Genomic DNA, 26,903 nt, shown 5'->3' with positions numbered 1-26,903 from the left:
ACTAATCTGGCGTTGATTTTTGGCACGCTGTTGAGTTCTCAAGGTGCGGACGCTTCCTTCGTTCCTGTTTCCAGGCCCTCCGGGCGCTTCCTTCGGTATTTCGTGTTTCCAGCTTAGCAGACCCGATTTCCCGTTTCTGCCACCCGCTGGAGCGGGTTTCCGGGGCAGGAATTCACTTTCGTGTTTCCGTTCCCGGCGGGGTCAAACATTACCAGGCTTTCTCGGTCCCTCTGACCACTCCCCCGTCGTGCCGAGGCACACAGAGGTGTAGACCACTGAGGTTAGGATCTGGCTTGATGGTGCTGCCGACCCGCGACTCAAGGCCGCGTTGGGGTCAGGCAGGAGTACGACAGTACATCCCACCGTCAGTAGAGGCAAATCGTTTCGGGGTGGTCCTAGCTCCGCCCAACTGGTACGTCTCGTGCGGAACTAGGACTTCTTATGACTTACGCTTCTGAACAGTACGCCGTCCAGGACAGGTAGTGACGGCGCCACACAATCTCCGCCCCTGGGAGGCTTCCCATGACATCCGTGTCGTCGCCGCTTGCTGGTCGAGCCATCGGTCTCGCCGCAGTCCCCGACCCGGTCTTCTCCGGTGCGATGGTCGGTCCCGGCACCGCCATCGACCCCGTACGTGAGCCCTCGGAGGCGGTGTCGCCCGTTGACGGCGTCGTCGTCTCCATGCACCCGCACGCCTTCGTCGTCGTCGACGCGGAGGGCCACGGTGTGCTCACGCACCTGGGTATCGACACCGTTCAGCTCAACGGCGAGGGCTTCGAGCTCCTCGTGAACAAGGGTGACACCGTGACGCGCGGACAGGCCGTCGTGAAGTGGAACCCGGCCGCGGTCGAGGCCGCGGGCAAGTCCCCCATCTGTCCCATCGTGGCTCTCGAGGCCACCGCTGACTCGCTCTCCGATGTCGTCGACGACGCCGACGTGAAGGCCGGCGACGCGCTCTTCAGCTGGAGCTGAGCCGGTCCGTCCTCGTGACGACCGCGAGTTCGACATTCAACGCGGCGGCCGGGGCCGCCGCTCTATCGGAGACGGGTGAGATGGAGACAACGCTGCGAGGCGTCGGCGTCAGCCACGGTGTGGCGATCGGCGAGGTCCGGCACATGGGCACGGCGGTTCTCGAACCGCCGGCCAAGCAGATTCCGGCCGACGAGGCGGAGCGCGAACAGGGGCGCGCCCGCCAGGCGGTGGAAGCTGTGGCCGCGGACCTGATTGCGCGAGGCAATCTGGCCGGTGGTGAGGCCCAGGCGGTGCTCGAGGCCCAGGCGATGATCGCCCAGGACCCGGAGCTCATCGCCGACGTCGACCGCCGCATCGCGGTCGGCAGCACGGCCGAGCGCGGTATCTACGACGCGTTCTCCCACTACCGGGAACTGCTCGCCGGCGCCGGTGAGTACATGGCCGGGCGCGTCGCCGACCTCGACGACGTGCGGAACCGGATCGTCGCCCGGCTGCTCGGCGTGCCGATGCCGGGTGTGCCGGACAGCGACGAGCCGTACGTGCTCATCGCGCGTGACCTGGCTCCGGCCGACACGGCGCTGCTCGACCCGGCGCTGGTGCTCGGGTTCGTGACCGAGGAGGGCGGGCCGACCAGCCACAGCGCCATCCTGGCGCGGGCGCTCGGGGTGCCGGCGATCGTGGCGCTGCCCGGCGCGGGTGAGCTGGCCGAGGGCACGCTCATCGCGGTGGACGGCTCCACCGGTGAGATCTTCGTGGATCCGAGCGAGGAGAAGCAGGCGGAGCTGACCGAGGCCGCCGCCGCGCGGAAGGCCGCGCTGGCCTCGTCGAGCGGTCCGGGTGCGACCTCGGACGGTCACAAGGTGCCGCTGCTCGCCAACGTCGGTGGTCCCGCCGACGTGCCGGCGGCGGTGGAGGCCGGTGCCGAGGGTGTCGGTCTGTTCCGTACGGAGTTCCTCTTCCTGGACGACAGCAAGCACGCCCCGTCCGAGGAGAAGCAGGTCGAGGCGTACCGCAAGGTGCTGGAGGCCTTCCCCGAGGGCCGTGTCGTCGTGCGGGTACTGGACGCCGGTGCGGACAAGCCGCTCGACTTCCTGACGCCGGCCGACGAGCCGAACCCGGCGCTCGGTGTGCGCGGTCTGCGCACGCTGCTGGACCACCCGGAGGTGCTGCGGACGCAGCTCACGGCGCTGGCGAAGGCGGCCGAGGGGCTGCCGGTGTACCTCGAGGTCATGGCGCCGATGGTGGCCGACCGTACGGACGCGAAGGCCTTCGCCGACGCGTGCCGTGAGGCGGGGCTGCGGGCGAAGTTCGGTGCGATGGTCGAGATCCCCTCGGCCGCGCTGCGGGCGCGCTCGATCCTCCAGGAGGTCGAGTTCCTGTCGCTGGGCACCAACGACCTGGCGCAGTACACCTTCGCCGCCGACCGTCAGGTCGGTGCGGTGTCGCGGCTCCAGGACCCGTGGCAGCCGGCGCTGCTCGACCTGGTGGCGCTGTCCGCCGAGGCGGCCAAGGCCGAGGGCAAGAGCTGTGGTGTGTGCGGCGAGGCCGCTTCGGACCCGCTGCTCGCGTGTGTCCTGACCGGTCTGGGTGTCACCTCCCTGTCGATGGGCGCGGCGTCGATCCCGTACGTGCGGGCGACGCTGGCGAAGTACACGCTGGCCCAGTGCGAGCGGGCCGCGGCCGCGGCGCGTGCGGCGGACACGGCGCACGACGCGCGTGTGGCCGCGCAGGCGGTGCTGTCCGGGGAGTGATCCCGGGCGGACTCTGACGTGGGGAACCGGAGGGGCTTCCCGTCACCTTGGTGGCGGGGAGCCCCTTCGGCGTGTCCGGTCAGTGGTGGGCCGGCCATTCCTCGTCGGGGTCGGGGGCGAGGGGGAATCCCGCGCGGTAGTCGACTCCGGGTTCCGGGGAGAGGGGCTCTCCGGTGCGGGCGTCGGTGCAGTAGGCGGCGAAGACCTCGGCCTCGGTGAGCGGGGTCAGGGTGCCGTCGGTGAGGCGCCAGCCGTGGAGGTGGTCGCGGGCGTCGGGGTGGGTGGTGCGCAGGACGAGGCCGCCGGGGGCGGCGAGGACGAGTCCCGCGGCGAGGACGGCGGTGAACTCGGCGGCGGCCGGACCGTCGGGGCGGTGGGTGCCTTCGGCGTGGAGGACGGCGAGGAGCTGGTCGTCGGCGGCGGGGACGCTGCAGACGAGGTGGTGGGTGCCGGGGCCGGCCGCGGCGAGGAGGCGGGTCAGGAGTCGGCCCGCTCGGGCGAAGGCGGCTTTGCCGAGGTCCTTGCCGCAGGTGGCGCAGTCGCCGGCGGTGGCGAGGACGGTGGTGGCGTACTCCCAGGTGGCGTGGCGGACGGCGGTGTCGACGAGCTCGGGGAGGAGGTCGGCGAGGGGTTGTCCCGTGTAGGTGACGTGGGCGCCTGTGGCGGCGAGGTGGGCGGTGAAGCGGCTGCGGCTGGTGGGGTGGTCGGGGTCGAGGGCGGCTTCGGCGCACCAGGAGGCGTACTCCTCGGGGTCGAAGAGGGTGACGGTGGTGTGTCCGCCCTGGGTGGCGAGGGTTTTGAGGAGGGCCTCGACCTGGTGGAGGTAGGTCGTGTGGTCGTCGAAGGCGAAGGTGCGGTAGCGGCGCATGGCCGCGAAGTCCCGCTCGTCGGCGAGGAGGCCGACGGTGCTGGGGACCTCGCGGCGCAGGGCGCGGCGGAGGTGTGCGGTGGTGGTGCCGGTGCGGGTCATGTCTCCCCCTGAGTGACGCTCCGATCAATGCTCACTCACCGTAACCTTCGCCACTGACAGTGACGGTTCGGGAGGGGTGAGGCGGCGGCGGACCAGGCGGTTCTGGGCGGCGCATGTGGCGGCGAGGGCGATGCCGAGGACGGGCCAGGCCAGGGGGCCGGCGGACATGATGCCGGTCATGAGGAGGGGGCCGGCGAAGCGCTGGCTGGAGTGGGCGAGGCCGTGGACGCCGAGGTAGGTGCCCTGCGCGTCGGCGGGGGCGAGGGCGACGGAGATCTCCCAGGAGGACATCGCGTGGAGGATCTCGGCGAAGGTGAGGGCGACGACCGCGAGGATCAGGCCCGCGATCGCCAGGGTGCGCCCGCCGGCGGCGGAGAGGGCGAGTGCCGCGGTGCCGAGGACCAGGAGACCGGCGAGCGGGGCGAGGAGCCGTCGGGCGGCCGTGGTGGTGGCGGCGAAGCGGGAGAGCGGGACCTGGAAGAGGACGACGAGGACGGTGTTCAGGACCATCAGGAGCGGGGCGACGCCGACGGGGGCGTCGGTCGCGTGGACGATCCAGAGGGGGACGGCGACCTGGAGGATCGTGTCGTCGAGGAAGAGCGCGGCGTCGGTGGCCGTGTAGGCGAGGAAGCTCCGGTCGCGCCAGGGGCTGCGGGTGGGGGGCGCGGCCGGGCGCGCGGGGTCCGCGGAGGAGGCGACCACGTGGGACGGGCGGGGCGGTTCGGCGCAGGTGGAGGTGAGGGCGGCGATCACCAGGTAGGTGAGGACGTTGCACAGGAGGAGCAGTCCGTACGCCCGGGTGCTTCCGGTGGCGAGTGCGGCGGCGGCGCCGAGGCCGCCGATGGACCAGCCGATGTTGACGGTGGTGCGCTGGATGGCCTGGTAGCGGGCGCGGTCGGGGCCGGCGAGGCGGGCCGCGTACAGCTTGATGAGGACGCTGCCCGCGCGGTCGGGGAGGGCGCCGAGGGCCGAGTACACGGTGAGGAGGAACAGGTTGTCGGTGGTGAGCAGCGCCAGGAGGGCGATGCCGCGCATGAGCTGGGCGGCGACGATCACGCGGACGAGGGGGAAGCGGTCCGCGAGGCGGCCGGCGAGCGGGGCTCCGATGATGCCGACGCCGCCGGAGACGGTCATGAGGAGGCCGACCTGGCCGAGGCCGAGGCCGGCGACGTAGGTGAAGTACAGGACGGCGCAGCCGGCCCAGAGGCCGGTACCGGTCTTGTCGATGATGCTCACGAGGAGCATGCGCCGGCCGTCGCGGCCCCCGGGTATGCGGCTGAGGACGGTTTCGAGCCGGGGAGTCCTGTGACTCATCGGTGTGTTCCCCCTTGACTGGATTATTGTGTTGGTACATAATCTTGAACGTGGCAACACAATATGCGATTCAGGGAACGACGTCCAAGGGAATTGCCGCGTCCGTCGAACGCGGCGTGGCCGAGGGGGAGCTCGCGCCGGGCGACGCGCTGCCTCCCGTGCGACGGCTCGCGGACGAGCTCGGCGTCAGCCCGGGCACCGTGGCGACGGCGTACAAGGAACTGCGGCAGCGAGGGCTCGTGGTCACGCGCGGCCGGGGCGGGACCGTGGTCGCCGAGGCGCCGTCGGTCGCCTCGCGGCGCCCGCCGTCCGTTCCGCCGGGTCTCGTGGACCTGGCCAGCGGCCTGCCCGACCCCGCCTTCCTGCCGGTGCTGCGGCCCCCGGCCGAGTGGCGGCCCGTGTACGGGTCCCATCGCGCGGCCCCCCGGATCGAGGCCCTGGAGGACCTGACGCGCGCCTGGTTCGCGCGGGACGGCGTACCGACGGATCAGGTGACGTTCGCGTACGGCGCGCTCGACTGCATCGCCCGGCTCCTCTCGGTGGAACTGCGGCCGGGGGACGCGGTGGCCGTGGAGGATCCGGGTTTCCACCATCTCCTCGACCTGGTGCCCGCCCTGGGGTTCCGGATCGTGCCGGTGGCGGTGGACGCGGAGGGGATCACGCCGCACGCGCTGGGCGCGGCGCTGCGGGCCGGGGTGCGCGCGGTCGTGTGCAGTCCGCGCGCCCAGTGCCCCACCGGGGCGTCCTTCTCCCCGGCGCGGCGGGACGAGCTGGCGGCGCTGCTGCGGGAGTTCCCCGAGGTGCTCGTCATAGAGGACGACTACAACGTGGGGCTCGCCGCTCCGGCCTCCCCCACCCTGGGTGCGGCCGGGCTCGAACGCTGGGCGCAGGTGCGGACGGTGTCCAAGCGGCTCGGGGTCGACCTGCGCTGGGCGGGCGTGTGCGGTGACCCGGTGACGCTCGCCCGGCACGACGGCCGGATGCTCATGACCTCCGGCTGGGTCAGCCACGTCCTGCAGGAGACGCTCGTGTCGCTGCTGTCCGACCCGTCGGTCGCGCGGCTCGTCGCGGACGGCGAGACGGCGTACACGGAGCGGCGTACGGCCCTGATCGACGCGCTGGGCTCGCACGGGATCGGGGCCGTCGGGGCGAGCGGCATGAACGTGTGGGTGCCCGTGCGGGACGAGTCCGCCGTGGTGAACGGGCTGCGGACGCGGGGCTGGTGGGTCGCCGCGGGGGCGCGGTTCCGGATCTCCGCTCCCCCGGCCGTACGGATCACGGTGACGACGCTCCTACCGGCGGACGCGGTGCGGCTCGCCGCGGACTTCGCGGGTGTGCTCGGCGACTCCCAGGCGATGTACGGGGGGTGACGGACGATCGGTTCCCGGTGTGTCCCAGGTCACGGGAACTCCGACGGCTCCGCGCCCAGTGCCTTGTGTGCGATCACCGATGAGAGAACGTTTCCGCGCCGGGGACCCGACGGCGCTTGGCGAGGCGTACGACGAACACGCGAGGGTCCTGTTCCACTACGCGTTCCGGGTCTGCGGCGACCGGGCGGCGGCGGAGGACGTCGTGTCCGCCACCTTCCTGGAGGCCTGGAGCTGCCGGGGCAAGGTGCACGCCGACGGCGGGAGCCTGCGGCCCTGGCTGCTCGGCATCGCGACCAACGTCATGCGCGGGGCCGCGCGTGAGGCCCGGCGCAGGGACGCGGCGCTCGCCCGGCTCCCCGAGCGGGGGGTCCTTCCCGACTTCGCCGACGAGGTCCTCGCCCGGATGACGGACGGGGAGCAGGTACGGGCCGCCCGCGCCGCCCTGGCGAAGCTGCGGCGCCGAGAGCGCGAGGTCTTCACGCTCGTGGTGTGGGCCGGGCTCGACTACGCGGCGGCCGGCGAGGCGCTGGGCATCCCGGTCGGGACCGTGCGGTCCCGGCTGTCGCGGGCCCGTGAGCGGCTCCGGAAGCTCGCCGACGCGGAGCTGCGGGCGCTGCGGCGCCGTGGGCGGAGTGGCCGGGTGGTCTCCCGGGGCGACGGGCCCCCGGGCTGCGGCACCGTGGCGGTCGCGTCCTCTACCGCCGCCCTCCCCGTCGCGGCCTCCGGACCCCCGCCCGCTCCGGTCGCGCCTTCGGACGCCGGTGCGCCGGCCGTGTCCCCTTCCCTCGTTCCTTCGACCCACCCGGAGCGTCAGGCATGAACACCCCCCTTCCGCGCGACTCCCGCTCCGCCACGGACGACCCGCTGGTCGGCGAACTGGTGGGACTGCTCCCGCCGCCGCCCGTTCCGGCGCTCGCACCCGAGGCGGAACACGCCCTCAGGAACCGGGTGCTCCGGGAGGCCCTGGCCGACTCCCCCGCCACGCACGCGCGTGGCGGCCGTTCCCGGCGCCCCCTTCCGCGCTTCGCCTGGGTCGCCGCGCCCCTGACCGCCTGTGCCGTCGTGGCCGGTGCCGTCGTCCTCGCGCCGGCCGACGCGCCCTCGGGGTCGCCGGCGGGGCCCCCGGCCCGCGTCGTCGCCGACGGGGCCGGGCAGGTCCTCTCGCGGGCCGCGCTCGCCGCCGCGTCGGCGCCCGCGCCGGACGCCCGCCCCGAGCAGTTCGTGTACGTGAAGAGCCTGGTGGCCTACGCCGGGCGCGGCGCCGACGGAGGTGCCGCCGCGCTCGCCCCCGTACACCAGCGGGAGGTGTGGCTGTCCGCCGACGGGAGCCGGGCGGGGCTGCTGCGGGAGGACGGCGTCGGCGAATCGGAGCTGTCGCCGCGGCTGCCCGTCTACGAGCTCGACCACCCGGGGGCGACGCCCCGGGCCACCACCCTGGACGCGGATCCGCCCTCCGTCACGAACCCGACGCACGCGTACGTGGCGACGCTTCCGACCGATCCGGGGACGCTCCTGACGCTGATCCGCGAGCAGACGCGGCAGGACGGGGGCGATGCCGACCAGCGGGCGTTCCGGGCGATCGGGACGCTGCTCGCCGAGACCTGGGCGCCGCCGAAGGTCACGGCCGCGCTGTACGAGGCCGCCGCGCGGATCCCCGGGGTCGCCGTGCTCCCGTCCGCGAAGGACGCGGCGGGGCGGGAGGGCGTCGCGGTCGCCCGTACCGCCGGCGGGGAACAGACGCAGTGGATCTTCGACCGTACGACGTGGGCGTTCCTCGGCGAGCGGACCGTGCTCACGGAGACCACGGCCGCCGGGGTGAAGGGGACCGTGCTGGGGGTGTCCGCCGTTCTCGCGAAGGGCGCCGCCGGACGGGCGGGCGAGGTGCCCGCCTCCTGAGCACGCGCGCGTACGGCACGAGGCCGGTCCCGTGGGGGGCCGGCCTCGTGCCGTACGGGATGGGAGCGGATCAGGGCCTGCGGGTGGCGGCGAGGGTCTCGTAGAAGCGCAGGAGACCGAGGTCGTCGACCGAGCCGAGGTTGACCGCCTTCGCCAGGGGGGTGCCCTGGAGGAGGCGCTTGACCGGGACCTCGATGCGCTTGCCCGTGAGGGTGTGGGGGATGCCGGGCACCTCGATGATGTCGTCCGGGACGTGACGCGGGGAGAGCTCGGTGCGGATGGTCCGCTTGATGCGGCCGACGAGCTCGTCGTCGAGGGCGGCGCCGTCGACGAGGTGGACGAAGAGCGGCATCCAGTACCCGCCGTCGGCCTCTTCCAGACCGATCACCAGGGACTCGCGGATCTCCGGGAGGCGTTCGACGGCCTCGTAGATGTCGGCGCTGCCCATGCGGACGCCCTGGCGGTTCAGGGTGGAGTCGGAGCGGCCGTGGATGACGACCGAGCCGTGCTCGGTGATCGTGATCCAGTCGCCGTGGCGCCAGACGCCCGGGTACATCTCGAAGTAGCTGTCGCGGTAGCGGCTGCCGTCGGGGTCGTTCCAGAAGTGGATCGGCATGGACGGCATGGGGTTGGTGACGACGAGCTCGCCGACCTCGCCGACGAGCGCCTTGCCGGAGGGGTCCCAGGACTGGAGGTCGGTACCGAGGCCGGCCGCCTGCAGCTCGCCGATGTGGACGGGGAGCGTGGGGACGGCGCCCGCGAAGCAGGAGCACACGTCCGTGCCGCCGCTGACCGAGGCGATCCACAGGTTCTCGCGGACCTCGTCGTGGAGCCAGCGGAAGCCGTCGGGGGGCAGCGGGGAGCCCGTGGTGGCGACGCACTTCACGGCCGACAGGTCGAAGTCCCTGCCGGGGTGCACGTCGGCCTTCGCGCAGGCCATCACGTAGGCGGCTGAGGTGCCGTACAGGGTGGCGCCGGTGCGCTCGGCGACGCGCCACTGGGCCGCGGTGTCGGGGTAGCCGGGGCTGCCGTCGTACAGGACGACGGTCGTGCCGGTGAGGAGGCCGGAGACGAGGAAGTTCCACATCATCCAGCCGGTGGACGTGAACCAGAAGAACACGTCGTCGGGGCCGAGGTCGCAGTGCAGGCCCAGCTGCTTGACGTGCTCGACGAGGATGCCGCCCTGGGACTGGACGATCGCCTTGGGCAGGCCGGTGGTGCCGGAGGAGTACAGGACCCACAGCGGGTGCGAGAAGGGGACCTGCTCGTAGACCGGCTCGACGTCGGCGGCGACCAGGTCGTCCCAGGCGAGGGTGCCCTCGGGGGCCGGGGTGCCGAGGAGCGGGACGTGGACGACGGCGCGGAGCGTGGGCAGTTCGGCGCGGAGCTCGGCGACGGTCTCGCGCCGGTCGTGCTCCTTCCCGCCGTAGCGGTAGCCGTCGACGGTGAAGAGGACGACCGGCTCGACCTGCTGGAAGCGGTCGAGGACGGAGCGGGCGCCGAAGTCCGGGGCGCAGGAGGTCCAGACGCCGCCGACGGCGGCGGTGGCGAGGAGGGCCACGACGGACTGCGGGACGTTCGGGAGGTAGCCGCTGACGCGGTCGCCGGGGCGTACGCCGAGGGCGCGCAGTTCGGCCGCGAGCGAGCCGACCTGGCGGCGGAGCTCGCCCCAGGTGGTCGGCGTGGGCTCCTGCGTCTCGTCCACGTGGAGCAGCGCGGTGGCGTCGGGGCGCTCGTCGGCGGCGCGCAGGGCGTGCTCGGCGTAGTTGAGGGTGGCGCCGGGGAACCAGTCGGCGCCGGGCATCGAGCGGTCGCCGAGGACGCGCTCGTACGGGGTGGAGAAGCGCACGTCGAACCACTCGACGACGGCCTTCCAGAAGGACTCGAGCTCCTCGACCGACCAGCGGTGGAGTGCCGGGTATCCGCCCTCGGCGGGCGCGCCGTGGTGTGCGGCAGCCCAGGCCTGGAAGCGGGTGACCGCGGCGTCGGCGATGCGCTGCTCGTCCGGCTGCCAGAGCGGCTCGGTCTGCGCTGATGTCATGGGCGTGCTCCCTGGCTGTACGCGGGGTCGGCGTGTGTCGCGCGCACGGGCTGGGGTGTGCGCGTGACGCGGCTGACAGGACGATGCCATGTGATCGTCTTTCGCACCAGGTCTGCCCACCCATGGTCCGGTACATGAACATGTGCTCCCACCACGGGTGAACGGCCGTTGAACGGAGCTCGCATCGCCCCTGGTGGGTGGCAGGGTGATCGTCATGGACGGTCGGGAACTGGTGGGTTCGATCAAGGTCTTCGGTTCGGTGCGGGGGTTGCGGACGGTACGGGCGGCGTGGCGGCGGAGACGCACGGACGCGTGGGGGCTGCCGCCGCGCGGGGCGGAGCGGGCTCGCGTGCCCGGGCCCGCGTCGGGGGCGGAGCCGCTGCCGGGCGGCGGGATCGTGCGGTTCGCGCGCTCCTCGCTGCGGATCACGGTGTCGGTGGGCGGCGCGGTGTTCTGGGGGTGGGACGGGGCCGGGCCGCTGCCGTCCTACGCGCTGGCGGGCGAGGCGCCGGAGGCGGATCCGCGGGCTTCCCTGGAGCCGGACACCGACGGCGGGTGGCGGATCGTCGCGGAGCGGGTGACGGTGGCGGTCTCCCGGCACGGGGCGGTGGAGGTACGGACGCCGGGCGGGGTGATGCTGCGGCGGGACCTGCCGCCCCGCTGGTGGGATCCGGTGGGTTCCGACGCCGGCGGGCCGGAGGGTGCTTCCGGCTCGCGGTGGGTGCAGCGGAGCGAGGTCCCGGCGGACGCGCGGTTCTTCGGGCTCGGCGGGCGGGCGGCCGGGCCCCGGCTGCGGGACGGCTCGTACCGGCTGTGGAACACGGACCCCAAGGGCGGCTTCGTCCCTGGGGACGATCCCCTGTACCTGACGATGCCGGTGCAGTTCGTCGTCTCGGACGCCGGGACGCACCTCGCGTTCCACGACAACGCGTGGGACGGGCGGGTCACGCTCGCGGAGGGCGAGGAGGGCGCCGGCTCCGGGCACGACCGGCCGGGCACCAGCGAGGTCCGGTTGGACGGCGGGCCGCTGCGCTGCTGGGTGGTGGTCGGCACCCCCGCGCGCGTGCTGCACGGCTGGGCCGCGCTCACGGGCGCGCCCGCGCTGCCGCCGTCCTGGGCGCTCGGGCCGCAGCACGCGCGGTGGGGCTTCGGCAGCGCGCGGGAGGTGCGGCGGGTCGTCGCCGGGTACCGCGAACGGGGCCTGCAGCTGTCCGCCGTGCACCTCGACATCGACCACTACGACGGGCACCGGGTGTTCACCGTGGACCAGGAGCGGTTCCCCGATCTGCCGGGACTCGCGGAGGAGCTGCGGGAGCAGGGCGTGCGGCTCGTGTCGATCGTGGATCCGGCGGTCAAGGCGGAGCCGGGGAACGCCGTGTACGAGGCGGGGCGGGCGGTCGGCGCGTCGGGGGCGTTCGTCAGGGACGGGCGGGGGCGGGAGGTCGTCGGCGAGGTGTGGCCGGGGCCGTGCGTGTACCCGGACTTCACCGATCCGGCGGTACGGGAGTGGTGGGGCGGGCTGTACGAGGAGCGGCTCCGGCAGGGCTTCGCCGGGGTGTGGCACGACATGAACGAGCCGGTGTCCTTCGCTCCCTTCGGCGATCCGACGCTGCCGCGCTCGGCGCGCCACGCGCTGGACGGGCGCGGCGGCGACCACCGGGAGGCGCACAACGTGTACGGCCTGACCATGGCCCGCGCCGGGTACGAGGGGCTGCGCCGGCTGCGGCCGGACGAGCGGCCGTTCCTCTTCTCGCGGTCGGGCTGGGCGGGGATGCAGCGGTACGGGGGGACGTGGTCCGGCGACGTGTCGACCGGGTGGCCGGGGCTGCGGGCCTCGCTCGCGCTGGTCCTGGGGCTCGGGCTGTGCGGTGTGCCGTACTCGGGGCCGGACGTGGGCGGCTTCGACGGGTTCCCGTCACCCGAGCTGTACCTGCGCTGGTACCAGCTGGGGGCGTGGCTGCCGCTCTTCCGCACGCACGCGGCGATCGACGCGGGGCGGCGCGAGCCCTGGGAGTTCGGGCCCGAAATCCTGGAGCACGCGCGCGTGGCGCTCGCCGAACGGGAACGCCTGCGGCCGTACTTCGAGACGCTGGCGCGGCTCGCCCGGATGACGGGCGCGCCGTACGTCCGGCCCGTGTGGTGGGGGACGCCGGAGGACCGCGCGCTGCGGGACTGCGAGGACGCGTTCCTGCTGGGCGACGCGCTCCTCGTGGCGCCGGTGCTCACGCGGGGCGCGGACCGGAGGGCGGTACGGCTGCCGCGGGGGCGCTGGTACGACACGGCGACGGGTGCGGCGTACGAGGGGCCCGGTCAGGTCCTGCTCGACGCGCCGCTGTCGCGGGTGCCGGTCCTCGCGCGCGCGGGCGCGGTGCTTCCGGTGCGCGGCGAGGACGGCGCCCTGGCCCTGGAGGTGTGGGCGCCGGCGGCGGGACGGACGGGTGGCGGGCTCGTCGTGCGGGACACCGGGGACGGTTGGGAGCCGGCCGAGATCGAGCGGTACCAGTCGCGGCTGGTGGACGGCCGGGTGGTGGTGCAGCGGGTGACGGACCAGGGGGTCGGGGAGCCGGAGGTGCGGGTGCGGGTGCGGGGGGTGTGAGGGGGGAGGCCGTGGTCGGGGAGGCGGCGGCCGGGGAGGCGGCGGCCGGGGAGGCGGCGGCCGGGGAGGCCGTGGCGCAGGTGCGGGCGCTGAAGGGGATGAACGAAGGAGGCCGTGGCGGGGCGCCGGCCGGGACGGCGCCGGCGTCGCGAGCCGGGCGGGTTTCCGGCCCGGGCCCAGGGGGTGTCTTGCCGATCAGGCCGGATCAGGGAGCGGTGTCCGGTGCGGTGCATCGCAAGGCGCCGGAGCGTCCTCGTAGCGGAGCCATGGGGACGTTTCGGCAACGCGGCGAGGTGCCGTGCCGGACACCGCGAGCCCGGCCTGATCGGCAAGACACCCCCTAGACTGCTGGGTCCCGACACGATCGGAGGTCGTCCCCGTGGTCCCGATACGGGCGCTCGCCGCCGTCCCGCTCGCCGTGGTCCCCCTCGCGGTGGTGACGCTCGCGCTCTCCGGCTGCTCCCTCGCGTGGAGCTGCACCGACACGACGGCGAAGCGCGGGAAGGCCGGGACGAGCGTGCAGGTCGAGAACACGTCCGGACGGCCCGTCGGCGTCACCGCCGAGGTCGTCGGCTGGCGGCTTGATCCTCACCCGCAGGTGCCGTCCGAGGGTGACAAGGTCCGCTTCCAGTACCGCTTCAGGGGCGCCGACGAGTGGTCCGACTCCGCGGTGGAGGCCTGCGCCGTCGACGGCGAGCGCCGGGTGCTGGGCTGCATGACGGTGCATTCCTCCACGGCGTGGCCGAGGCCGGACGGTGACCGCACGGGCGACGACTGGCTTTCCGTGCAGCGGCCGGAGCGGGTCGCCGCGGTGCTGCTGATTCCGAACGACCAGTCCTACCGGGGGCGGAGCTGCGAGGCGGACGTCAAGGACGGCGGCGGGACCCATCCGCCGGAGCCGGCCGGGATGGGCGACCGGCTGTAGGCGGCGGTCAGCCGTAGGTGCCCGCGAACCACGCGCGCACCGCTTCGGTGTGGAGCGGGAAGGCCAGCTCCTCGGCCGCGTAGACCACGTGGTGGCCCTCGGTCTCGTCCGTCGGCACGGACGGGGGGAGGCTGTCGGCGGGTCGCGGCGGGAGCAGGCCGAAGACGAGGAGGTGGCCCGCCGGGGAGCTCATCGCGTCGGCCAGGCGGACGTCGGACGCCGGGGCCTCGATGCCGGTCTCCTCGCGCAGTTCGCGGACGACGGCGGCACGCCAGTCCTCGGCGTGGTCGACGAAGCCGCCGGGCAGGGCGATCCCGCCTCGGTGCGGTGCGACGGCACGGGTGATGACGAGGAGACCGGTCCGTCCGTCGGCCGCCGAGACCGGGAGGAGGGCCACGGCGACGGGAAGCGGGTTGCGGTAGGCGGTGTGGCCGCAGGCGGGGCAGGTGCGGGGCCATCCGGCCCCGGGGGCGTGGGGTGCTCCGCAGGCCGAACAGTGGGAATCGGGGGTCGAGTTCACGCGGCCGACGGTATGCCATCGGCCTTTCCCGGCGCTGCCGGAACTGATAGACGGTGCCCATGACAGGACTTGCTTCCGCTCTCCGTACGCTCGCCGTCGTCGCCCCGCTGCTCGGCGCCTCGTTGTTCGGCGCCGCTCCCCCGGCCGCCGCCGCGCCGGAGCCCAAGGCGCCACGGGAGTTCGTGGCGCTGAGCTCGGTGGACCGGACCGTGCTCCAGGAGATGCGGTACGCCACCCCGCACAACTTCGTGGGCGAGCCGGTCGACGGCTACCGGCAGCCGCTCTGCCTCCTGACCCGGCCGGCGGCCGAGGCACTGCACCGCGCGCAGGTGCGGCTCCTGGCGCGGGGGTACACGCTCAAGGTGTACGACTGCTACCGGCCGCAGCGGGCCGTCGACCACTTCGTGCGGTGGGCGAAGGACCTGGAGGACGAGCGGATGAAGGGGGAGTTCTATCCGCTCGTCGACAAGTCGAGGCTGTTCGCGGACGGGTACATCGCGGAGAAGTCGGGGCACAGTCGCGGGTCGACCCTCGACGTGACGATCGTGCGGCTTCCGGCGGCGTCCACGCGCGCGTACGTGCCGGGCGAGGAGCTCGTGGAGTGCTACGCGCCCCAGGAGGAGCGGTTTCCGGACAACTCCGTCGACATGGGGACCGGGTACGACTGCTTCGACACGCTCTCGCACACCGACGACCCGCGGATCCAGGGAGCGCAGCGGGCCAACCGGCAGCTCCTGAAGGACGCGCTCGCCGAGCAGGGGTTCGTGAACCTGCCCGAGGAGTGGTGGCACTTCACGTGCAAGCCGGAGCCGTTCCCCGGCACGTTCTTCGACTTCCCGGTGGAGCGGAGGGCGGTGGCCGGGCACTGAGCCTTCGCCCGCCGGGCCTTCTCACCGGCGGTTGCCCCGTGCCACACTCCTGACGATTCGTCAGATAACTGGGGAGGCTTCGTGGCACGGACACGCAGACCGGTGGTGGCCCGGTGGTTCACCGACGACCCGGTGCCGGAGGCGGGGTTCCGGCTGCTCGGAACCCGGTGCACGGCCTGCTCCTCGGTCTTCTTCCCGCGCGAGGACGACTGGTGCCGCAACCCGGGCTGCCCGGGCGGCGGCGAGCTGGCCGAGGTCCCGCTGTCGCCGCGCGGCCGGATCTGGTCGTACACCGACGGCCGCTACCGCCCGCCCGCCCCGTACGTCTCCGACCCGGACGCGCCCTGGGAGCCGTACACGCTCGTCGCGGTGGAGCTCGCGGAGGAGGCGATGGTGGTGCTCGGGCAGGCGGCGCCGGGAGTGCGGCCGGCGGACCTCGCCGTCGGGATGGAGGTCGAGGTCGTGCCGGGCGTGCTCAACGAGGACGAGGCGCACACCTGGACCACGTGGAACTGGCGGCCCGTCACGGGGGAGACGGACCGGGGGGAGCGGTCGTGAACGACATCGCCGTCCTGGGTGCAGGAATGCACCCGTGGGGCAAGTGGGGTCGGAGTTTCGTCGGTTACGGCGCCGCCGCCGCCCGCGCCGCGCTCGCCGACGCCGGGATCGACTGGAAGGACGTCGGCTCGATCGTCGGCGCGAACACCATGCGGTGCGGCTACCCGGGGTACGTGGCCGGGGCCACCTTCGCGAAGGCGCTCGGCTGGCAGGGGGCGCGGATCACCAGTGTGTACGCCGCCTGCGCCTCGGGCGCGCAGGCCGTCGCCACCGCCCGGTCGCAGATCCTGGCGGGGCTCGCGGACGTGGTCCTCGTGGTCGGCGCGGACTCGACGCCGAAGGGGTTCTTCGCCCCGGCGGGCGGGGAGCGGCCGAGCGACCCCGACTGGCTGCGCTTCCGGGTCCTGGGCGCGACCAATCCCGCGTACTTCGCGCTCTACGCCCGGCGCCGGATGGCCCTGTACGGCGACACGGTGGAGGACTTCGCCCAGGTGAAGGCGAAGAACTCGGCGGCCGGTGCGCTCAACCCGCTCGCCCGCTACCGGGCGCGCGTGTCCGCCGAGGAGGTCGCGGGGTCCGCCGTCGTCGCCGACCCGCTGCGGCTGCTCGACATCTGCGCGACCTCGGACGGGGGCGCGGCGCTCGTCCTGTCCAGCATGGAGTTCGCGCGGCGGCACGGACAGGCCGATCCGGTGCGGGTGCGGGCCGTCTCGACGGTCTCCCCCACCTACCCGAGGACCGTGCTCGACCTGCCGGACATCGCGACCGACTCGGCGCTCGCGGGCTCCGGCGCGGCGGACGGCTTCCGGTCGGCGATCGCGCGGGCCGCGTACGAGGAGGCCGGGATCGGGCCGGAGGACCTGTCGCTCGCGGAGGTGTACGACCTGTCCACGGCCCTCGAACTGGAGTGGTACGAGGACATCGGCCTCTGCGGGGTCGGCGAGGGCGCCAAGCTGCTGCGGGAGGGCGTCACGGCGCTCGGCGGGCGGCTGCCGGTGAACACCAGTGGCGGGCTCGCCTCCTTCGGCGAGGCGGTGCCGGCGCAGGCCATCGCCCAGGTCTGCGAGCTGACGTGGCAGCTGCGGGGCACGGCGGGCGACCGGCAGGTGCCGGGGGCGCGGGTCGGGATCACCGCGAACCAGGGGTTGTTCGGGCACGGGTCGGCCGTGGTGGCCGTACGGTGAACGCCGGAGGCCCCCGCCATGCGGGGGCCTCTGCACGCCCACGGGGAGCCTCTGTCCGTTCGTGCGCGGCCTCCGTCCTCCGACGGGGAGCCTCTGCACGTGCGCGTGGGGCCTCGTCGCGTCGCTCAGCCCGTGACCGTCGCGTGCCCGCGGTCCGCCAGGGCCAGGGCGTGTTCGACGACCGCCACCAGGACGTTCTTCACGGACTCGCGGTCCCGGGCGTCGCACATCAGGAGCTCGACCTCCGGGTCGAGGTCGAGCGCCCCGCGCACGCTCTCGGCGGGGAACCGCCGCGCGCCCTCGAAGCAGTTGACCGCGACCGTGAACGGGATGCCCCGCCGCTCGAAGTAGTCGATGGCCGCGAAGCTGTCCTCCAGGCGGCGGGTGTCCGCCAGGACGATCGCGCCCAGCGCGCCCTGCGCGAGCTCGTCCCAGAGGAACCAGAAGCGGTCCTGGCCTGGCGTCCCGAACAGGTACAGGACGAGGTCCTCGCGCAGGGTGATCCGGCCGAAGTCCATGGCGACCGTGGTGGTCGTCTTGGTCTCGACGCCGTGGAGGTCGTCGACCGGCCGCCCCGCCTCGCTGAGGATCTCCTCGGTGCGCAGGGGCCTGATCTCGCTGACCGCACCCACCAGCGTCGTCTTGCCGACCCCGAACCCGCCCGCGACGAGGATCTTCAGGGTCACCGGCTCGACGAGCGGCTTCGTACGGCTAGAGCGCCCGAAGGCCATTGATCACCTCGCGAAGGATGCTCACGTCCGGCAGCTCGGCCGGCGGAACGGGGCGGGTCACATGGACGAGTTCGTCCTCGACGAGATCGCCGACCAGGACCCGGACCACCCCGACGGGGAGATCGAGTCCTGCGGCGAGCTCGGCGATCGACTGGGGCTGCTCGGAGCAGCGTTCGACGATCTCCACGTGCTCCGGGGAGAGCGTCTGGTCGCGGCCGGGGTCGTCGGCGGCGGGTTCGGGGACCACCAGAGCGATCAGGTCCAGCTGATGGCGGCCGGCCGCGCTGGTCCGGCCGCGGGTCATCGCGTACGGACGGACCACCGGCCCCGCGTCGGCGTCGAACCAGTGGGGGTGGCCGGGGGTCGGAGCCTGCTGCGCCTGGTTCGGCTCGGCTGCGTCAGTCATGGCGTCCCGCTCACGCTCCGGCGGGCAGGCCGGTCCGCGGGGCCGTGGTGAGGTGGGCGCCGACCCGCTTCACCATCAGGGTCATCTCGTAGGCGACCTGGCCGACGTCGGAGTCGGCGTCGGCGAGGACGGCCAGGCAGCTGCCGTCACCGGCGGCCGTCACGAAGAGGAAGGCGTCCTCCAGCTCGACGACGGTCTGGCGGACCTTTCCGGCCTCGAAGTGGCGGCCGACGCCTTTGGCGAGGCTGTGGAAACCGGAGGCGACGGCGGCCAGGTGCTCGCCGTCCTCGCGGGTCAGGTCGCGCGAGGCACCGGTGGGCAGGCCGTCGCTGGAGAGCACCAGCGCCTTGCGGATGGACCCGACCCGCTGGACGAGCTCGTCGAGGAGCCAGTTCAGCTCGCCGTTCCCGTGCCCGTGTCCGTAACCGGAAGTGCTGTTGGGTGCTGCGGCGTTCGGTGCGGTCATCGACCGTCCCCCTCGGGTGTCGTTCCTTGTGCTGTCGTGTCGGAGGTGTGCCCGGCCTCCCCGGGGTCCGCGCTCTGCCGGCGGCCGCGCTGCCAGCCCCGCTGCATGGCGGCCATGCGCGCGCGTACCTCGTCGGCGTCGCGCTCGAAGGAGTCGGTGCCGTCGGCGCGCGCGGTCGTGCCGTCGTCGGCGCGCGTGCCGCGGGCGCGGTCGGTCCGGGCCTCGGTCTCGCGCAGCTGGGGGGCCAGGTTGGCCTGGCGGACGCGGCGCGGCAGACCGCCGAAGTCGTCGGTCCCCCGCGGCGGTACGGGGAGGAGGGTCGGCGCGGGGGCCTGCGGCGCCTCGGGGCGCTCGCCCGGCGCGGCGTGGGCGTCCGGGGCGGGGCCGGTGCCCGGCGCCGGGTGGTCCGCCCCCGGCGCGGGGTGGGCACGGCCGGGCTCGTCCACGCGTCGGCCGTGGTCGACGACCAGTGTCGGGGTGTTCCGGCGGGGCAGCGGTACGGGCGCGGGTGCGGCGCCCTCGCCGTGCTCCTCCTCGCCGTGGCCGGACGTCTGGTCGGGGGCCTGCTGGTGCTGCTCGCGGGGCCGGCGGTACGGCTCGTACGGGGCGTCGGCGGCGGACAGGCCGGCGCGGCGGCGGTCGCGGGGGCGGAAGAGCCCGCCGCGCTCGCTGTCCGTGTCGAGGAGGTCGCCGGTCCGGTCGAAGAGCACGTCGAAGGAGCCGGCGCCGATCGGGGCCTCCAGCTCGACGGGGCCGTCGAGGGGGCCGTCCAGGGTGGCGGGCGGTTCGGTCACGTCCGGCACGCGGGCGAGCGCGGGCCGGCGGGTGGGCAGTCGGCTGGGGCCGAGGAGGTCCTCGTCCAGGCCGTCGGTCCCGCCCGGCAGGTCCGTCACCGGGTCGGCGCCGGGGCGCTCCAGGTTCTTGCGGTCCAGGCGGAAGCCCGCGCCCTGGGTCTCGGGGGCGTCGGTGAGCAGCGCGGCCGGGATGAAGACGACCGCGGTGGTCCCTCCGTACGGGGAGGGCTGGAGCGAGACCCTGACGTTCTGGCGCTGCGCGAGGCGGCTGACGACGAAGAGGCCGAGGCGGTCGGTGTCCGAGAGTTCGAACTCGGGGGTCTCGGCGAGCCGGAGGTTGGCGTCGAGGAGCGCGTCGGGGTTCATGCCGAGGCCGCGGTCGTGGATCTCCAGGGTGAAGCCGTTGGCGACGCGCTCGCCGAGGACCTGCACGGCGGTGTGCGGGGGCGAGAACACCGTGGCGTTCTCCAGGAGTTCCGCGATGAGGTGGGTGAGGTCGGCGACGGCCGGACCGCCCACGCCGAGGCGGGGCAGCCGGCGCACCTCGATCCGCTCGTAGTCCTCGACCTCGGCGACTGCGGCGCGGACGACGTCCATGAGCTGGACGGGCTTGCGCCACTGGCGGGAGGGCGCGGCGCCGGAGAGGATGACGAGACCCTCGGCGTGCCGGCGCATGCGGGTGGTGAGGTGGTCGAGGCGGAAGAGGTCCGCGAGTTCGTCGGTGTCCTCCGTGCGGCGCTCCATGGTGTCGAGGAGCGTGAGCTGACGGTGGAGCAGGACCTGGTTGCGGCGGGCGAGGTTGACGAACACCTCGGAGACGCCGCGGCGGAGTTCGGACTGCTTGACGGCGGCCTCGACGGCGGCGCGCTGGAGGGTGTTGAGGGCCTGGCCGACCTGGCCGACCTCGTCCTCCCCGTACCGCAGATGGGGCACCTCGGTCCCGACGTCGACCGTCTCGCCGGCGGCGAGGCGGCGCATGACGCTGGGCAGCCGGACGCCGGAGACCTCCTGGGCCTCCTTCTGGAGGCGGCGCAGGTCGTGGACGAGGGAGCGGCCGATGCGGACGGAGATGACGATCGAGGCGAGGAGGGCGAGGAAGCCGAGGACCCCGGCGACGCCGACCTTGAGGAGCACGCTGTACGCGGCAGGCTGGACGCGGTCCTGGTAGCGGTCGCCCGCGTCGGTGTTGGCGCGGGCGAGGTCGTCGAGGACGGGGCTCGCCTCGTCCTGCCAGTACGCGGCGGTGGCGGCGCGCGGGTTCCTGGTGGGGCCCTCTTCGACGATCGCGTTCTCGGTGGCGCGCAGGGGCGCGGTCTCGGGGCTGTTCCAGTACTTCTCGAAGCGCTCGCGCTCGTCCGCGGGCAGGAGTTCGAGGTTGACCTCGTAGAACTGCTCGCGGTTGGCGACGAGGTCGGAGATCTCGCGGATCTCCCTGGCGGAGATCTGGCCGGCGACGAGCGCGGAGAGGACGAGGGCGTCCTCGCGGGAGAGCAGCTCACGCGCGCGCGTGATGCCGACGAGTGCGCGGCCCTGCTTGTCCATCTCCACGTTCTCCAGGGCGTGGAGGGTGATGAGGAAGCTGTAGCAGGGGTCGACGAGCCGGTTGTAGAACTCGAGGGCTTCGAGGCGGTCGATGCTGCGCTTCTCGACGGAGCGGCGCAGCGAGGCGAGGTCGTCGAGGGCGTCGAGGAGGGAGGTGAGGCGCTGGCTGGTGACGGGCCGCATCTCCTCGCGCACCCCGGCGTCGGCGGCGTTCGCGCGGATGCGGGCGATCTGCCGGTCGGTGGCCCTGCGGGTGTCGCGGAGGGAGGCGAGGGCGGTGGAGCCCCGGGGGTCCGCGAGGTAGATCAGCGACTGGCGGCGTTCGAGCTGGATGACACGGGCGGTGTCCTCCAGGGGGTAGCCGACCTTCTCGATGATGTAGCCGACGTCGAGGAGCTGGTCGGCCTCACGGCCCGTCAGGACCGTCGCGAAACCCCACAGGCCGGTCAGGGAGACGAGCGGTACGAGGAGCAACGCCACGATCTTCCGGCGGATGGACTTCCCGCGAAAGCGCATGGCCTCCCCCAGCTCGGCCTCCGCTCGCCGCGGAGGTCCCTCACGCTCGTGACGTCGCGCGCGTCAACACGCGGCGTCAACCTTCGGTTTCAAACAAACGGCGGCGTGAGCCTACTACTGCATCACGGCCATCTCGAAGGTGTGTCCGGGCGATTTTCAGCCTGACGAGTGAGTGTTGATCATGAGATGTCCCGGTATTCGGGGAGTTGGGATCAGCCACTGTGGCGTAGGACACCTGGAGTGCACCGTTTCTCCGGCCTGCGGAGATGGCTGGAATTACTCGTTCCGCTCCGGTGCGGGCGAAACCTTTTCCCGCTTTCGTGCGTCAATCAGTACGGGGCTGGTTCTGCTCGCGTAACGGGGGTCGTGGTGGGCAGCCACTCGATAGGCGTTCAGTGGTGGGGAGTGACCAGGCGATGGAACACGAGTCGCGGCCGGCACGGCAGTTGTGGGTGGAGGACGAGAAGGGCCGGCAGCGGATGCCGGATCCGGTGCGGACCGCCGCCGTACGGGCGGTGATCCTCACCTCGGTGACGATCGTGCAGGGAGTGGTGGCCTTCTTCTGCACGGTCTCCGGGTCATGGCTGGCGTTCCCGGTCACGGTCACGGCGGTGGCGTCGACGGTCGTCGCCACGTGGAGCGTCCTCGACGTCTGGATCACCCGTCAGGTGTGGCGCCAGCGCAACGGGGTGGTGTCGCAGCCGAGCAGCACGGCGCGCTGACGACGGCCACGGCGGAGGTGGGCAGCGGCCCGGTCCCAGAGGGGACCGGGCCGCTTCTCGCGTCCTCAGGAGGTGACCGCCGCCGGGTCGTCCGAGGCGTGGCGGCGGAACATCCGCGTCGCCGTGATCTCGCCGTGGATCGCCTCGCCCTCCCCCGCGGCCTGCGGCAGCCCCGGCCGCAGGTGCTCCTCCACGCTGATGTACTTGAGACCGGCCCGCAGGTCGGCGTCGTTGCGCAGGCGGATGACGAGCGGGAACTCGGCGAGCGCCGTCGTGTCGAACAGGCCCGTCGTGTACAGCAGCTGGACGCCGAGCGCGTCCGACACGGCCCGCTGGAGTTCGAGCAGGTACGTGGCGTTGGCCCGGCCGATCGGGTTGTCCAGGAACAGCGTGCCCGCGTGGCGGTGCTTGTCGCGGCCCCGGTCGTTCGAGCGGAGCGCCGCCATCGTGCAGTACAGCGCGATGGCCGCCGTCAGGAGCTGGCCGCCGGAGAACACGTCGCCCATCTGCCCGACGGGCACGCGCTCGGCGCGCAGCACCGCGTCCGGCTTGAGGATCTCGACGGAGACGCCCTTCGGTTCGAGCGCCGCCTGAACGCCCCGGAGCAGCAGGGACATGCCGTCCCGGCGGAGGTCGGAGTTCTTCTTCACCGCGGCACGGGTCGCCTCGTCGACGACCTCGCCGAGCCGCTCCGCCAGGGTCGCCTGGTCGGGCTCCTCGAAACGGATCCGCAGGAACTCCTGGCCCGACCACTCGCCGAGCCCCTCCGGCAGCCGCGAGAGGCGCTGCGCCGAGCGGAGCGTCGCGAGCGAGGACTCGACGAGCCCCCGGAGCCGGTCCACGATCGAGTCGCGGTTGCGCTCCAGCTGTGCCAGCTCGTCCGTGAGGACCCGCAGACGGGGCGCGAAGGCCTCGGCCCACTTGGCGGCGTGCTCGGGCAGCGCGGAGGCGGGCAGTTCGCGGATCTGCTGGCGGGCGGGGGTGCGGACCTGCTCGTACCGGGTGGAGTTGGCGTGCCGGACGAGGATGTCGCTCGCCTCGCGGACGGCGGCGTCGGCGGCGGAGAGCTCGGCGGTGCAGGCGCGCAGCGAGCGGCGTGCCTCACCGGCGGCCGTACGGGCCTCCTCCAGGCTCCCCCGGTACGTCTCCGATTCCTCGTGCTCCTCCTCGGCGTGGTCGCGGAGCAGGTCGCGCAGGAGCGCGGCCGTCTCGTCGAAGCCGCCGGCCGCGTCCTCGGCGGCGCGGTGGTCCCTGAGGAGGCCGGCGTGGGCGGCGCGGGCCGATTCCAGGGCGTCGCTGCGGGCCGCGAGTTCGCCGGTGGCGGTACGGAGCAGGGCCTGTGCCTGCTCGGCGTCGGCCGGCACCAGGTCGTCGGGGAGCTCGGTGTGCTCCTCGCCGTCCTCTGGGGCCAGCCGCTCGGCCTCGCCGCGCAGGCGGCCGAGCTTCTCGCTCGCCTCCGTCGCGCGCGACTCCAGCATCTGGACCAGCGACTCGGCGCGGGCGGCGGCGGCCTGCCGGGACGGGCCGTCGGCGCCGTCGGTGGACTCCAGGAGCTGCTCGGCGCGGGTGCGGACCTTGTTGGTGAGGCGGTCGAGTTCGGCGAGCGCGGCGGACTCGTCGCTCTCGGCGCGGGCCTGCTCGGCGCGCAGGTCGGCGCCGACGCCCACCTTCTCGTACAGCTGCGAGGCCGCGCGGTAGGCCTCGCGGAGGGCCGGGAGCGCGACGCGGGGCGCCTGCGGGTCCGCCTCGGGGAGCGTGTCGGGGGCGCCGGCGATCTCGGCGCGCTCGGCGCGCAGGGCGCGGGCGGTGCGGTGGGCGTCGTCGGCGGCGCGCTGGGCGGCCCGGCGGTCCTCGTCGGCGGCGCGGGCGCGCTCCAGGCAGGTCTGGGCGCGGGCCTCGGACTCGGTCGCGTCGTCGGCGAGTTCGCGGAGCTTGGCCTGCCAGGCGGAGCGCTCGCGGAGCCGGAAGGCGAGGCCGGCGAGGGCGTCGGCGGCGCGGCGGGCGCGCTGGGCGTCCTCCTGCCGCTCGTCCCTGAGCCGGGCTGCCTCGCCGGCGACCTCGTCGGCCTCCGCGCGGGCGGTCCTGGCCTCGTCCAGGGTGGCCGCCGCTGCCTCGGCGGTCTCGCGGGCGGCCGTGGCGGCCGCGGCGAGCTCGGCGAGCATGCCGGGCGGGCAGTCGGCTCGCCAGGCGCCGATGCGGGAGGCGAGGGAGCGGTCCCCGGCGAGGCGGGCGGCGAGGGTGCGGATCTCCTCGTCGCGCGCGGCGGCGCGGGCGCGCAGGGCGTGCCGCTCCTCGTCGGCGGCCTGCTCGTCGTGCATGGCCGGGTTCGGCGGGACGAGGAAGACATCGGTGTCCTCGGCCGTCTCCCGCTCCGGTACGGGGGCCAGCAGCGCGGCGGCGGTGCCGACGGCGACGGTGGAGCGGGGCAGCAGGGCCGCCGAGGCGAGGACCTCGCGGGCGCGGCCGTACGAGACGGGGTCGGTGATGACGACGCCGTCGACGAGCTCGGGGCGGGACGCCAGTACGCGCGCGTGGTCGGCGGGGTCCACGGACTGGGCGAGGTAGCGCCAGCCGGGGAGGGCGGGGATGCCCTGCTCGCCGAGGTACTCGACGGTGGCGAGGACGTCGGGGCCGGGCGGCAGGAGGCCGCCGTCGCCGAGGGCGCCGAGGATGCGGGAGTCGTCGGCGGCGGCGGTCCGCAGCTCGAAGAGGTGGCGCTCGGCGGAGGCCACGGCCTGGTCGAGCATGCCACGCAGTTCGTCGGCGTACCGGTCGAACTCGATGACGGCCAGCGGGCCCTGGGGGGCGTCGCCGGTCCCGGGGGCCTCCGTTCCGTCCGCGGAGTCGTCGTCCGCCTCCGCGCGCGCGGAGCCCTCGGTGGGAAGGCTGAGGAGCTCCGCGAGCCGCTCCTCGGAGGCGAGGGACTCGGCCGCGCGGCGCTCCGCGTCGTACGCGTGCCCGGCGGCGTCGGCGGCGTCCGCGGCACGGGCGGCGGCGAGTTCGGCGCGGGACTCGGCGGCGGCGGCCTCGCGGGCGCGGTCGGCGGCGGTGCGGGCCGCTTCGCGGGCCGTGTCCCAGGCCGCGACGGCGGTCTTCTCGGCGTCGCTCGCGGCGAGGGCGGCACGGGCCGGGTCGGCGTCGGGGGCGGAGTCGTCGAGCCAGCCGGCCCGTACGGCCTCGGCGGTCTCCTGCTCGACCTCGACGAGCCGCTGGCGCAGGTGCCCGGCCTCGCTGCGGGCCCGCTGGGCCTCGGTGGCGGCGGTGGTGGCGTCGCGGTGGGCGGCCTCGCCCGCCTCCTGGAGGGCGGTGGAACGCTCCTCCTCCTCGGCCGCGTGGCGCTCGCCCTCCTCGGCGGCCGCGGCCAGGGCCCGTACGAGGTCGGCGGCGGCCGCGGCGCGGGCCGCGAGCGCCGGGGCGGCGTCCCGCTCGGCCTCGCGGATGGCGGCGGCCACGCGCGCGGAGCGGTCGCCGGCGGCGCGGTGGCGGAGCACGGCCTCGGCGGCCTGCCAGGCGGAGTGCAGGGTGCGGGCGTCGGTGAGCTCGCGGCGCTGGGAGGCGGCGCCCTTCTCGGCGGCCGTCAGGGCCAGGGAGGCGTGCCGGTAGGCCAGTTCGGCGGCGATGAGGGCGCTGCGGCCGCGGGCCGTCTCGGCCTCGGCGACGGCGTGGCCGGCGGAGGTGACCTGCTGGGCGAGTTCGGCGCCCCGGCCGCGCTCCTCGGCCGCGCGGGCGGAGAGGCGGCGGGCGAGGCCGCGCGTGCGGCGCTCGGCGGAGGTGTGCACCTCGCGCGCGTGGGAGCGGCTTTCGGCGGCCTCGACGATCCGGCCGAGGAGGTCGACGGAGCCCGCGGTGAAGTCGCGCTCGGCGGTCAGCTCGGCGCGGCGGCCGAGCTTGTTGCCGAAGCCGCCGACGAGGTCGGCGAGGCCGTCGGTGTCCCGGGTGTCGGTGACGGCGCGCAGGAGGAGGTCGGTGAAGTCGGAGTCCTTCTTCACCGCGAAGAGGCCGGCGGCCTCGCCCTCGTCGGCGTTCATCTCGCGCTGGTAGCGGAAGAGTTCGGGGTCGAGGCCGAGTTCGCCGAGGTGCTCGTTCCAGCGGTCGTGGATCTCCTCCCAGACCACCTCCAGGTGCGGGTACGCCTTCCCGGCCTCGGTCAGGGCGTCGCGGAAGCCCTTCATGGTGCGGCGGCGGCCGGAGGCGCCGGAGGCGCCCTCGACGGGCGGGCGGACGGAGGTCGCCTCGGCGACGGGGAGGTTGTCCAGGCTGAGGCCGGGTCCGGGGCGGAAGGAGTACCAGGCCTCGGCGAACTTGCGCGGGTCGTTGGAGACCTGGCGGCCGCGCCACTCGCTGGCCTTGCCGACGACGACGAGCTCTCCCGTGAGGGTGTGCTGCCACTCCAGGGCGACGTGGCCGCAGTCGTCGGCGAGGAGGAACTTGCGGAGCACGCCGGAGCTGGCGCCGCCGAGGGTGTTGCGGTGGCCGGGGAGCATGACCGAGAAGATCAGCTTGAGGAGGACGGACTTGCCGCCGCCGTTCTCCAGGAACAGCACCCCCGCGGGTGCGGGGCGGCGCGGCGGGCCGACCGGCTCCTCCTCGAAGAACTCCGCCTGGGTGGGGGCGGGGTGGGGCACGGGCGCGCCGACTCCGCGCAGGTCCAGGACGGTGTCGGCGTAGCGCGCACCGGCGGGGCCGATGGAGTACAGGCGGACGCGGGACAGCTCGTACATGGCGAGGGACTCTCGTGCTCTCGTTCTCGTCGTGCTCAG

At 74.2% G+C, this 26,903-nt stretch carries 19 protein-coding genes and 1 pseudogene; 11 read left to right on the top strand and 9 right to left on the bottom strand.

Features of this window, described 5'->3' with window-relative positions:
* Positions 1-522: 522 nt before the first annotated feature.
* Positions 523-972, top strand: coding sequence for a PTS glucose transporter subunit IIA (locus tag AB0G79_RS24955; protein WP_360810018.1), 450 nt, complete (start codon positions 523-525; stop codon positions 970-972).
* An 80-nt stretch (positions 973-1,052) separates the two neighbouring features.
* A complete protein-coding gene (gene ptsP / locus AB0G79_RS24950; protein ID WP_360810016.1) occupies positions 1,053-2,723 on the top strand; it encodes a phosphoenolpyruvate--protein phosphotransferase in 1,671 nt (556 codons plus the stop codon).
* A gap of 79 nt (positions 2,724-2,802) precedes the next feature.
* Here the strand turns inward: ptsP and AB0G79_RS24945 are convergent, their stop codons facing one another.
* Together AB0G79_RS24945 and AB0G79_RS24940 are read right to left on the bottom strand one after the other, a co-directional pair.
* On the bottom strand, positions 2,803-3,693 hold the full coding sequence (locus AB0G79_RS24945) for a hypothetical protein (protein WP_360810014.1): 891 nt from the start codon (positions 3,691-3,693) through the stop codon (positions 2,803-2,805).
* A gap of 24 nt (positions 3,694-3,717) precedes the next feature.
* Positions 3,718-5,007, bottom strand: coding sequence for an MFS transporter (locus tag AB0G79_RS24940; RefSeq protein WP_360810012.1), 1,290 nt, complete (start codon positions 5,005-5,007; stop codon positions 3,718-3,720).
* A 50-nt stretch (positions 5,008-5,057) separates the two neighbouring features.
* On the opposite strand from AB0G79_RS24940, the gene AB0G79_RS24935 reads away from it, so the two are divergent.
* From AB0G79_RS24935 to AB0G79_RS24925, 3 genes are all read left to right on the top strand, one after another.
* A complete protein-coding gene (locus tag AB0G79_RS24935) occupies positions 5,058-6,377 on the top strand; it encodes an aminotransferase class I/II-fold pyridoxal phosphate-dependent enzyme (RefSeq protein WP_360810010.1) in 1,320 nt (439 codons plus the stop codon).
* A gap of 79 nt (positions 6,378-6,456) precedes the next feature.
* A complete protein-coding gene (locus AB0G79_RS24930; RefSeq protein ID WP_360810009.1) occupies positions 6,457-7,197 on the top strand; it encodes an RNA polymerase sigma factor in 741 nt (246 codons plus the stop codon).
* Positions 7,194-8,273 (top strand): CU044_5270 family protein, encoded by a 1,080-nt coding sequence (locus AB0G79_RS24925; protein ID WP_360810007.1) that lies wholly within the window; start codon positions 7,194-7,196, stop codon positions 8,271-8,273. Before AB0G79_RS24930 ends, AB0G79_RS24925 begins: the two co-directional genes overlap by 4 nt.
* A gap of 70 nt (positions 8,274-8,343) precedes the next feature.
* Here AB0G79_RS24925 and AB0G79_RS24920 read toward each other — a convergent pair whose 3' ends face one another.
* Positions 8,344-10,314, bottom strand: coding sequence for an acetoacetate--CoA ligase (locus AB0G79_RS24920; RefSeq protein WP_360810005.1), 1,971 nt, complete (start codon positions 10,312-10,314; stop codon positions 8,344-8,346).
* 214 nt (positions 10,315-10,528) lie between these two features.
* On the opposite strand from AB0G79_RS24920, the gene AB0G79_RS24915 reads away from it, so the two are divergent.
* Positions 10,529-12,910, top strand: coding sequence for a TIM-barrel domain-containing protein (locus tag AB0G79_RS24915; protein ID WP_360810003.1), 2,382 nt, complete (start codon positions 10,529-10,531; stop codon positions 12,908-12,910).
* Positions 12,911-13,289: 379 nt separating this feature from the next.
* Positions 13,290-13,835 carry a hypothetical protein gene (locus AB0G79_RS24910; RefSeq protein ID WP_360810001.1) on the top strand — a complete coding sequence of 182 codons (546 nt, stop codon included), beginning with the start codon at positions 13,290-13,292 and terminating at the stop codon, positions 13,833-13,835.
* A 7-nt stretch (positions 13,836-13,842) separates the two neighbouring features.
* Here the strand turns inward: AB0G79_RS24910 and AB0G79_RS24905 are convergent, their stop codons facing one another.
* Complete coding sequence (locus AB0G79_RS24905) at positions 13,843-14,355, bottom strand: NUDIX domain-containing protein (protein ID WP_360809999.1); 513 nt, start codon at positions 14,353-14,355, stop codon at positions 13,843-13,845.
* Between the two features lie 59 nt (positions 14,356-14,414).
* On the opposite strand from AB0G79_RS24905, the gene AB0G79_RS24900 reads away from it, so the two are divergent.
* The 3 genes from AB0G79_RS24900 to AB0G79_RS24890 all read left to right on the top strand — a co-directional run bounded on the left by AB0G79_RS24900 (position 14,415) and on the right by AB0G79_RS24890 (position 16,966).
* Entirely contained in the window at positions 14,415-15,224 is an 810-nt protein-coding gene (locus AB0G79_RS24900; RefSeq protein ID WP_360809997.1) for a M15 family metallopeptidase, read from the top strand.
* Positions 15,225-15,305: 81 nt separating this feature from the next.
* Entirely contained in the window at positions 15,306-15,782 is a 477-nt protein-coding gene (locus AB0G79_RS24895) for an OB-fold domain-containing protein (RefSeq protein WP_360809995.1), read from the top strand.
* Between the two features lie 26 nt (positions 15,783-15,808).
* The gene (locus AB0G79_RS24890) at positions 15,809-16,966 is read left to right on the top strand and encodes a lipid-transfer protein (protein ID WP_360810035.1); all 1,158 of its coding nucleotides are present in this window, start codon (positions 15,809-15,811) and stop codon (positions 16,964-16,966) included.
* Between the two features lie 125 nt (positions 16,967-17,091).
* On the opposite strand, the gene AB0G79_RS24885 is transcribed toward AB0G79_RS24890, so the two are convergent.
* From AB0G79_RS24885 to AB0G79_RS24870, 4 genes are read right to left on the bottom strand one after another with little or no spacing between them, the layout of a single operon-like run.
* Positions 17,092-17,697: an ATP/GTP-binding protein gene (locus AB0G79_RS24885; RefSeq protein WP_360809993.1), complete on the bottom strand. Its 606-nt coding sequence runs from the start codon at positions 17,695-17,697 to the stop codon at positions 17,092-17,094.
* Complete coding sequence (locus AB0G79_RS24880) at positions 17,678-18,103, bottom strand: DUF742 domain-containing protein (protein ID WP_360809991.1); 426 nt, start codon at positions 18,101-18,103, stop codon at positions 17,678-17,680. Before AB0G79_RS24880 ends, AB0G79_RS24885 begins: the two co-directional genes overlap by 20 nt.
* Before the next feature lie 10 nt (positions 18,104-18,113).
* Entirely contained in the window at positions 18,114-18,569 is a 456-nt protein-coding gene (locus AB0G79_RS24875; RefSeq protein WP_360809989.1) for a roadblock/LC7 domain-containing protein, read from the bottom strand.
* The gene (locus AB0G79_RS24870; protein WP_360809987.1) at positions 18,566-21,421 is read right to left on the bottom strand and encodes a nitrate- and nitrite sensing domain-containing protein; all 2,856 of its coding nucleotides are present in this window, start codon (positions 21,419-21,421) and stop codon (positions 18,566-18,568) included. The genes AB0G79_RS24875 and AB0G79_RS24870 overlap by 4 nt, the downstream gene beginning before the upstream one ends.
* Before the next feature lie 416 nt (positions 21,422-21,837).
* On the opposite strand from AB0G79_RS24870, the pseudogene AB0G79_RS24865 reads away from it, so the two are divergent.
* Positions 21,838-22,140, top strand: a pseudogene (locus AB0G79_RS24865) (hypothetical protein); the annotation flags it as partial.
* 68 nt (positions 22,141-22,208) lie between these two features.
* Here the strand turns inward: AB0G79_RS24865 and AB0G79_RS24860 are convergent.
* Entirely contained in the window at positions 22,209-26,864 is a 4,656-nt protein-coding gene (locus tag AB0G79_RS24860) for a hypothetical protein (RefSeq protein ID WP_360809985.1), read from the bottom strand.
* Positions 26,865-26,903 lie beyond the last annotated feature (39 nt).

Source organism: Streptomyces sp. NPDC020807 (assembly GCF_040641575.1).
GTDB lineage: Bacteria > Actinomycetota > Actinomycetes > Streptomycetales > Streptomycetaceae > Streptomyces.
The sequence above is the reverse complement of the archived record's forward strand: the minus strand, read 5'-3'. Positions and strand labels throughout refer to the sequence as shown.

Excerpts from the sequence above, each read along its gene's own strand:
- AB0G79_RS24955 (WP_360810018.1), top strand. The coding sequence starts at position 523 with ATGACATCCGTGTCGTCGCCGCTTGCTGGTCGAGCCATCGGTCTCGCC.
- ptsP (WP_360810016.1), top strand. The coding sequence starts at position 1,053 with ATGGAGACAACGCTGCGAGGCGTCGGCGTCAGCCACGGTGTGGCGATC.
- AB0G79_RS24945 (WP_360810014.1), bottom strand. The coding sequence starts at position 3,693 with ATGACCCGCACCGGCACCACCACCGCACACCTCCGCCGCGCCCTGCGC.
- AB0G79_RS24940 (WP_360810012.1), bottom strand. The coding sequence starts at position 5,007 with ATGAGTCACAGGACTCCCCGGCTCGAAACCGTCCTCAGCCGCATACCC.
- AB0G79_RS24930 (WP_360810009.1), top strand. The coding sequence starts at position 6,457 with ATGAGAGAACGTTTCCGCGCCGGGGACCCGACGGCGCTTGGCGAGGCG.
- AB0G79_RS24925 (WP_360810007.1), top strand. The coding sequence starts at position 7,194 with ATGAACACCCCCCTTCCGCGCGACTCCCGCTCCGCCACGGACGACCCG.
- AB0G79_RS24920 (WP_360810005.1), bottom strand. The coding sequence starts at position 10,314 with ATGACATCAGCGCAGACCGAGCCGCTCTGGCAGCCGGACGAGCAGCGC.
- AB0G79_RS24915 (WP_360810003.1), top strand. The coding sequence starts at position 10,529 with ATGGACGGTCGGGAACTGGTGGGTTCGATCAAGGTCTTCGGTTCGGTG.
- AB0G79_RS24900 (WP_360809997.1), top strand. The coding sequence starts at position 14,415 with ATGACAGGACTTGCTTCCGCTCTCCGTACGCTCGCCGTCGTCGCCCCG.
- AB0G79_RS24890 (WP_360810035.1), top strand. The coding sequence starts at position 15,809 with ATGCACCCGTGGGGCAAGTGGGGTCGGAGTTTCGTCGGTTACGGCGCC.
- AB0G79_RS24885 (WP_360809993.1), bottom strand. The coding sequence starts at position 17,697 with ATGGCCTTCGGGCGCTCTAGCCGTACGAAGCCGCTCGTCGAGCCGGTG.
- AB0G79_RS24880 (WP_360809991.1), bottom strand. The coding sequence starts at position 18,103 with ATGACTGACGCAGCCGAGCCGAACCAGGCGCAGCAGGCTCCGACCCCC.
- AB0G79_RS24875 (WP_360809989.1), bottom strand. The coding sequence starts at position 18,569 with ATGACCGCACCGAACGCCGCAGCACCCAACAGCACTTCCGGTTACGGA.
- AB0G79_RS24870 (WP_360809987.1), bottom strand. The coding sequence starts at position 21,421 with ATGCGCTTTCGCGGGAAGTCCATCCGCCGGAAGATCGTGGCGTTGCTC.
- AB0G79_RS24860 (WP_360809985.1), bottom strand. The coding sequence starts at position 26,864 with ATGTACGAGCTGTCCCGCGTCCGCCTGTACTCCATCGGCCCCGCCGGT.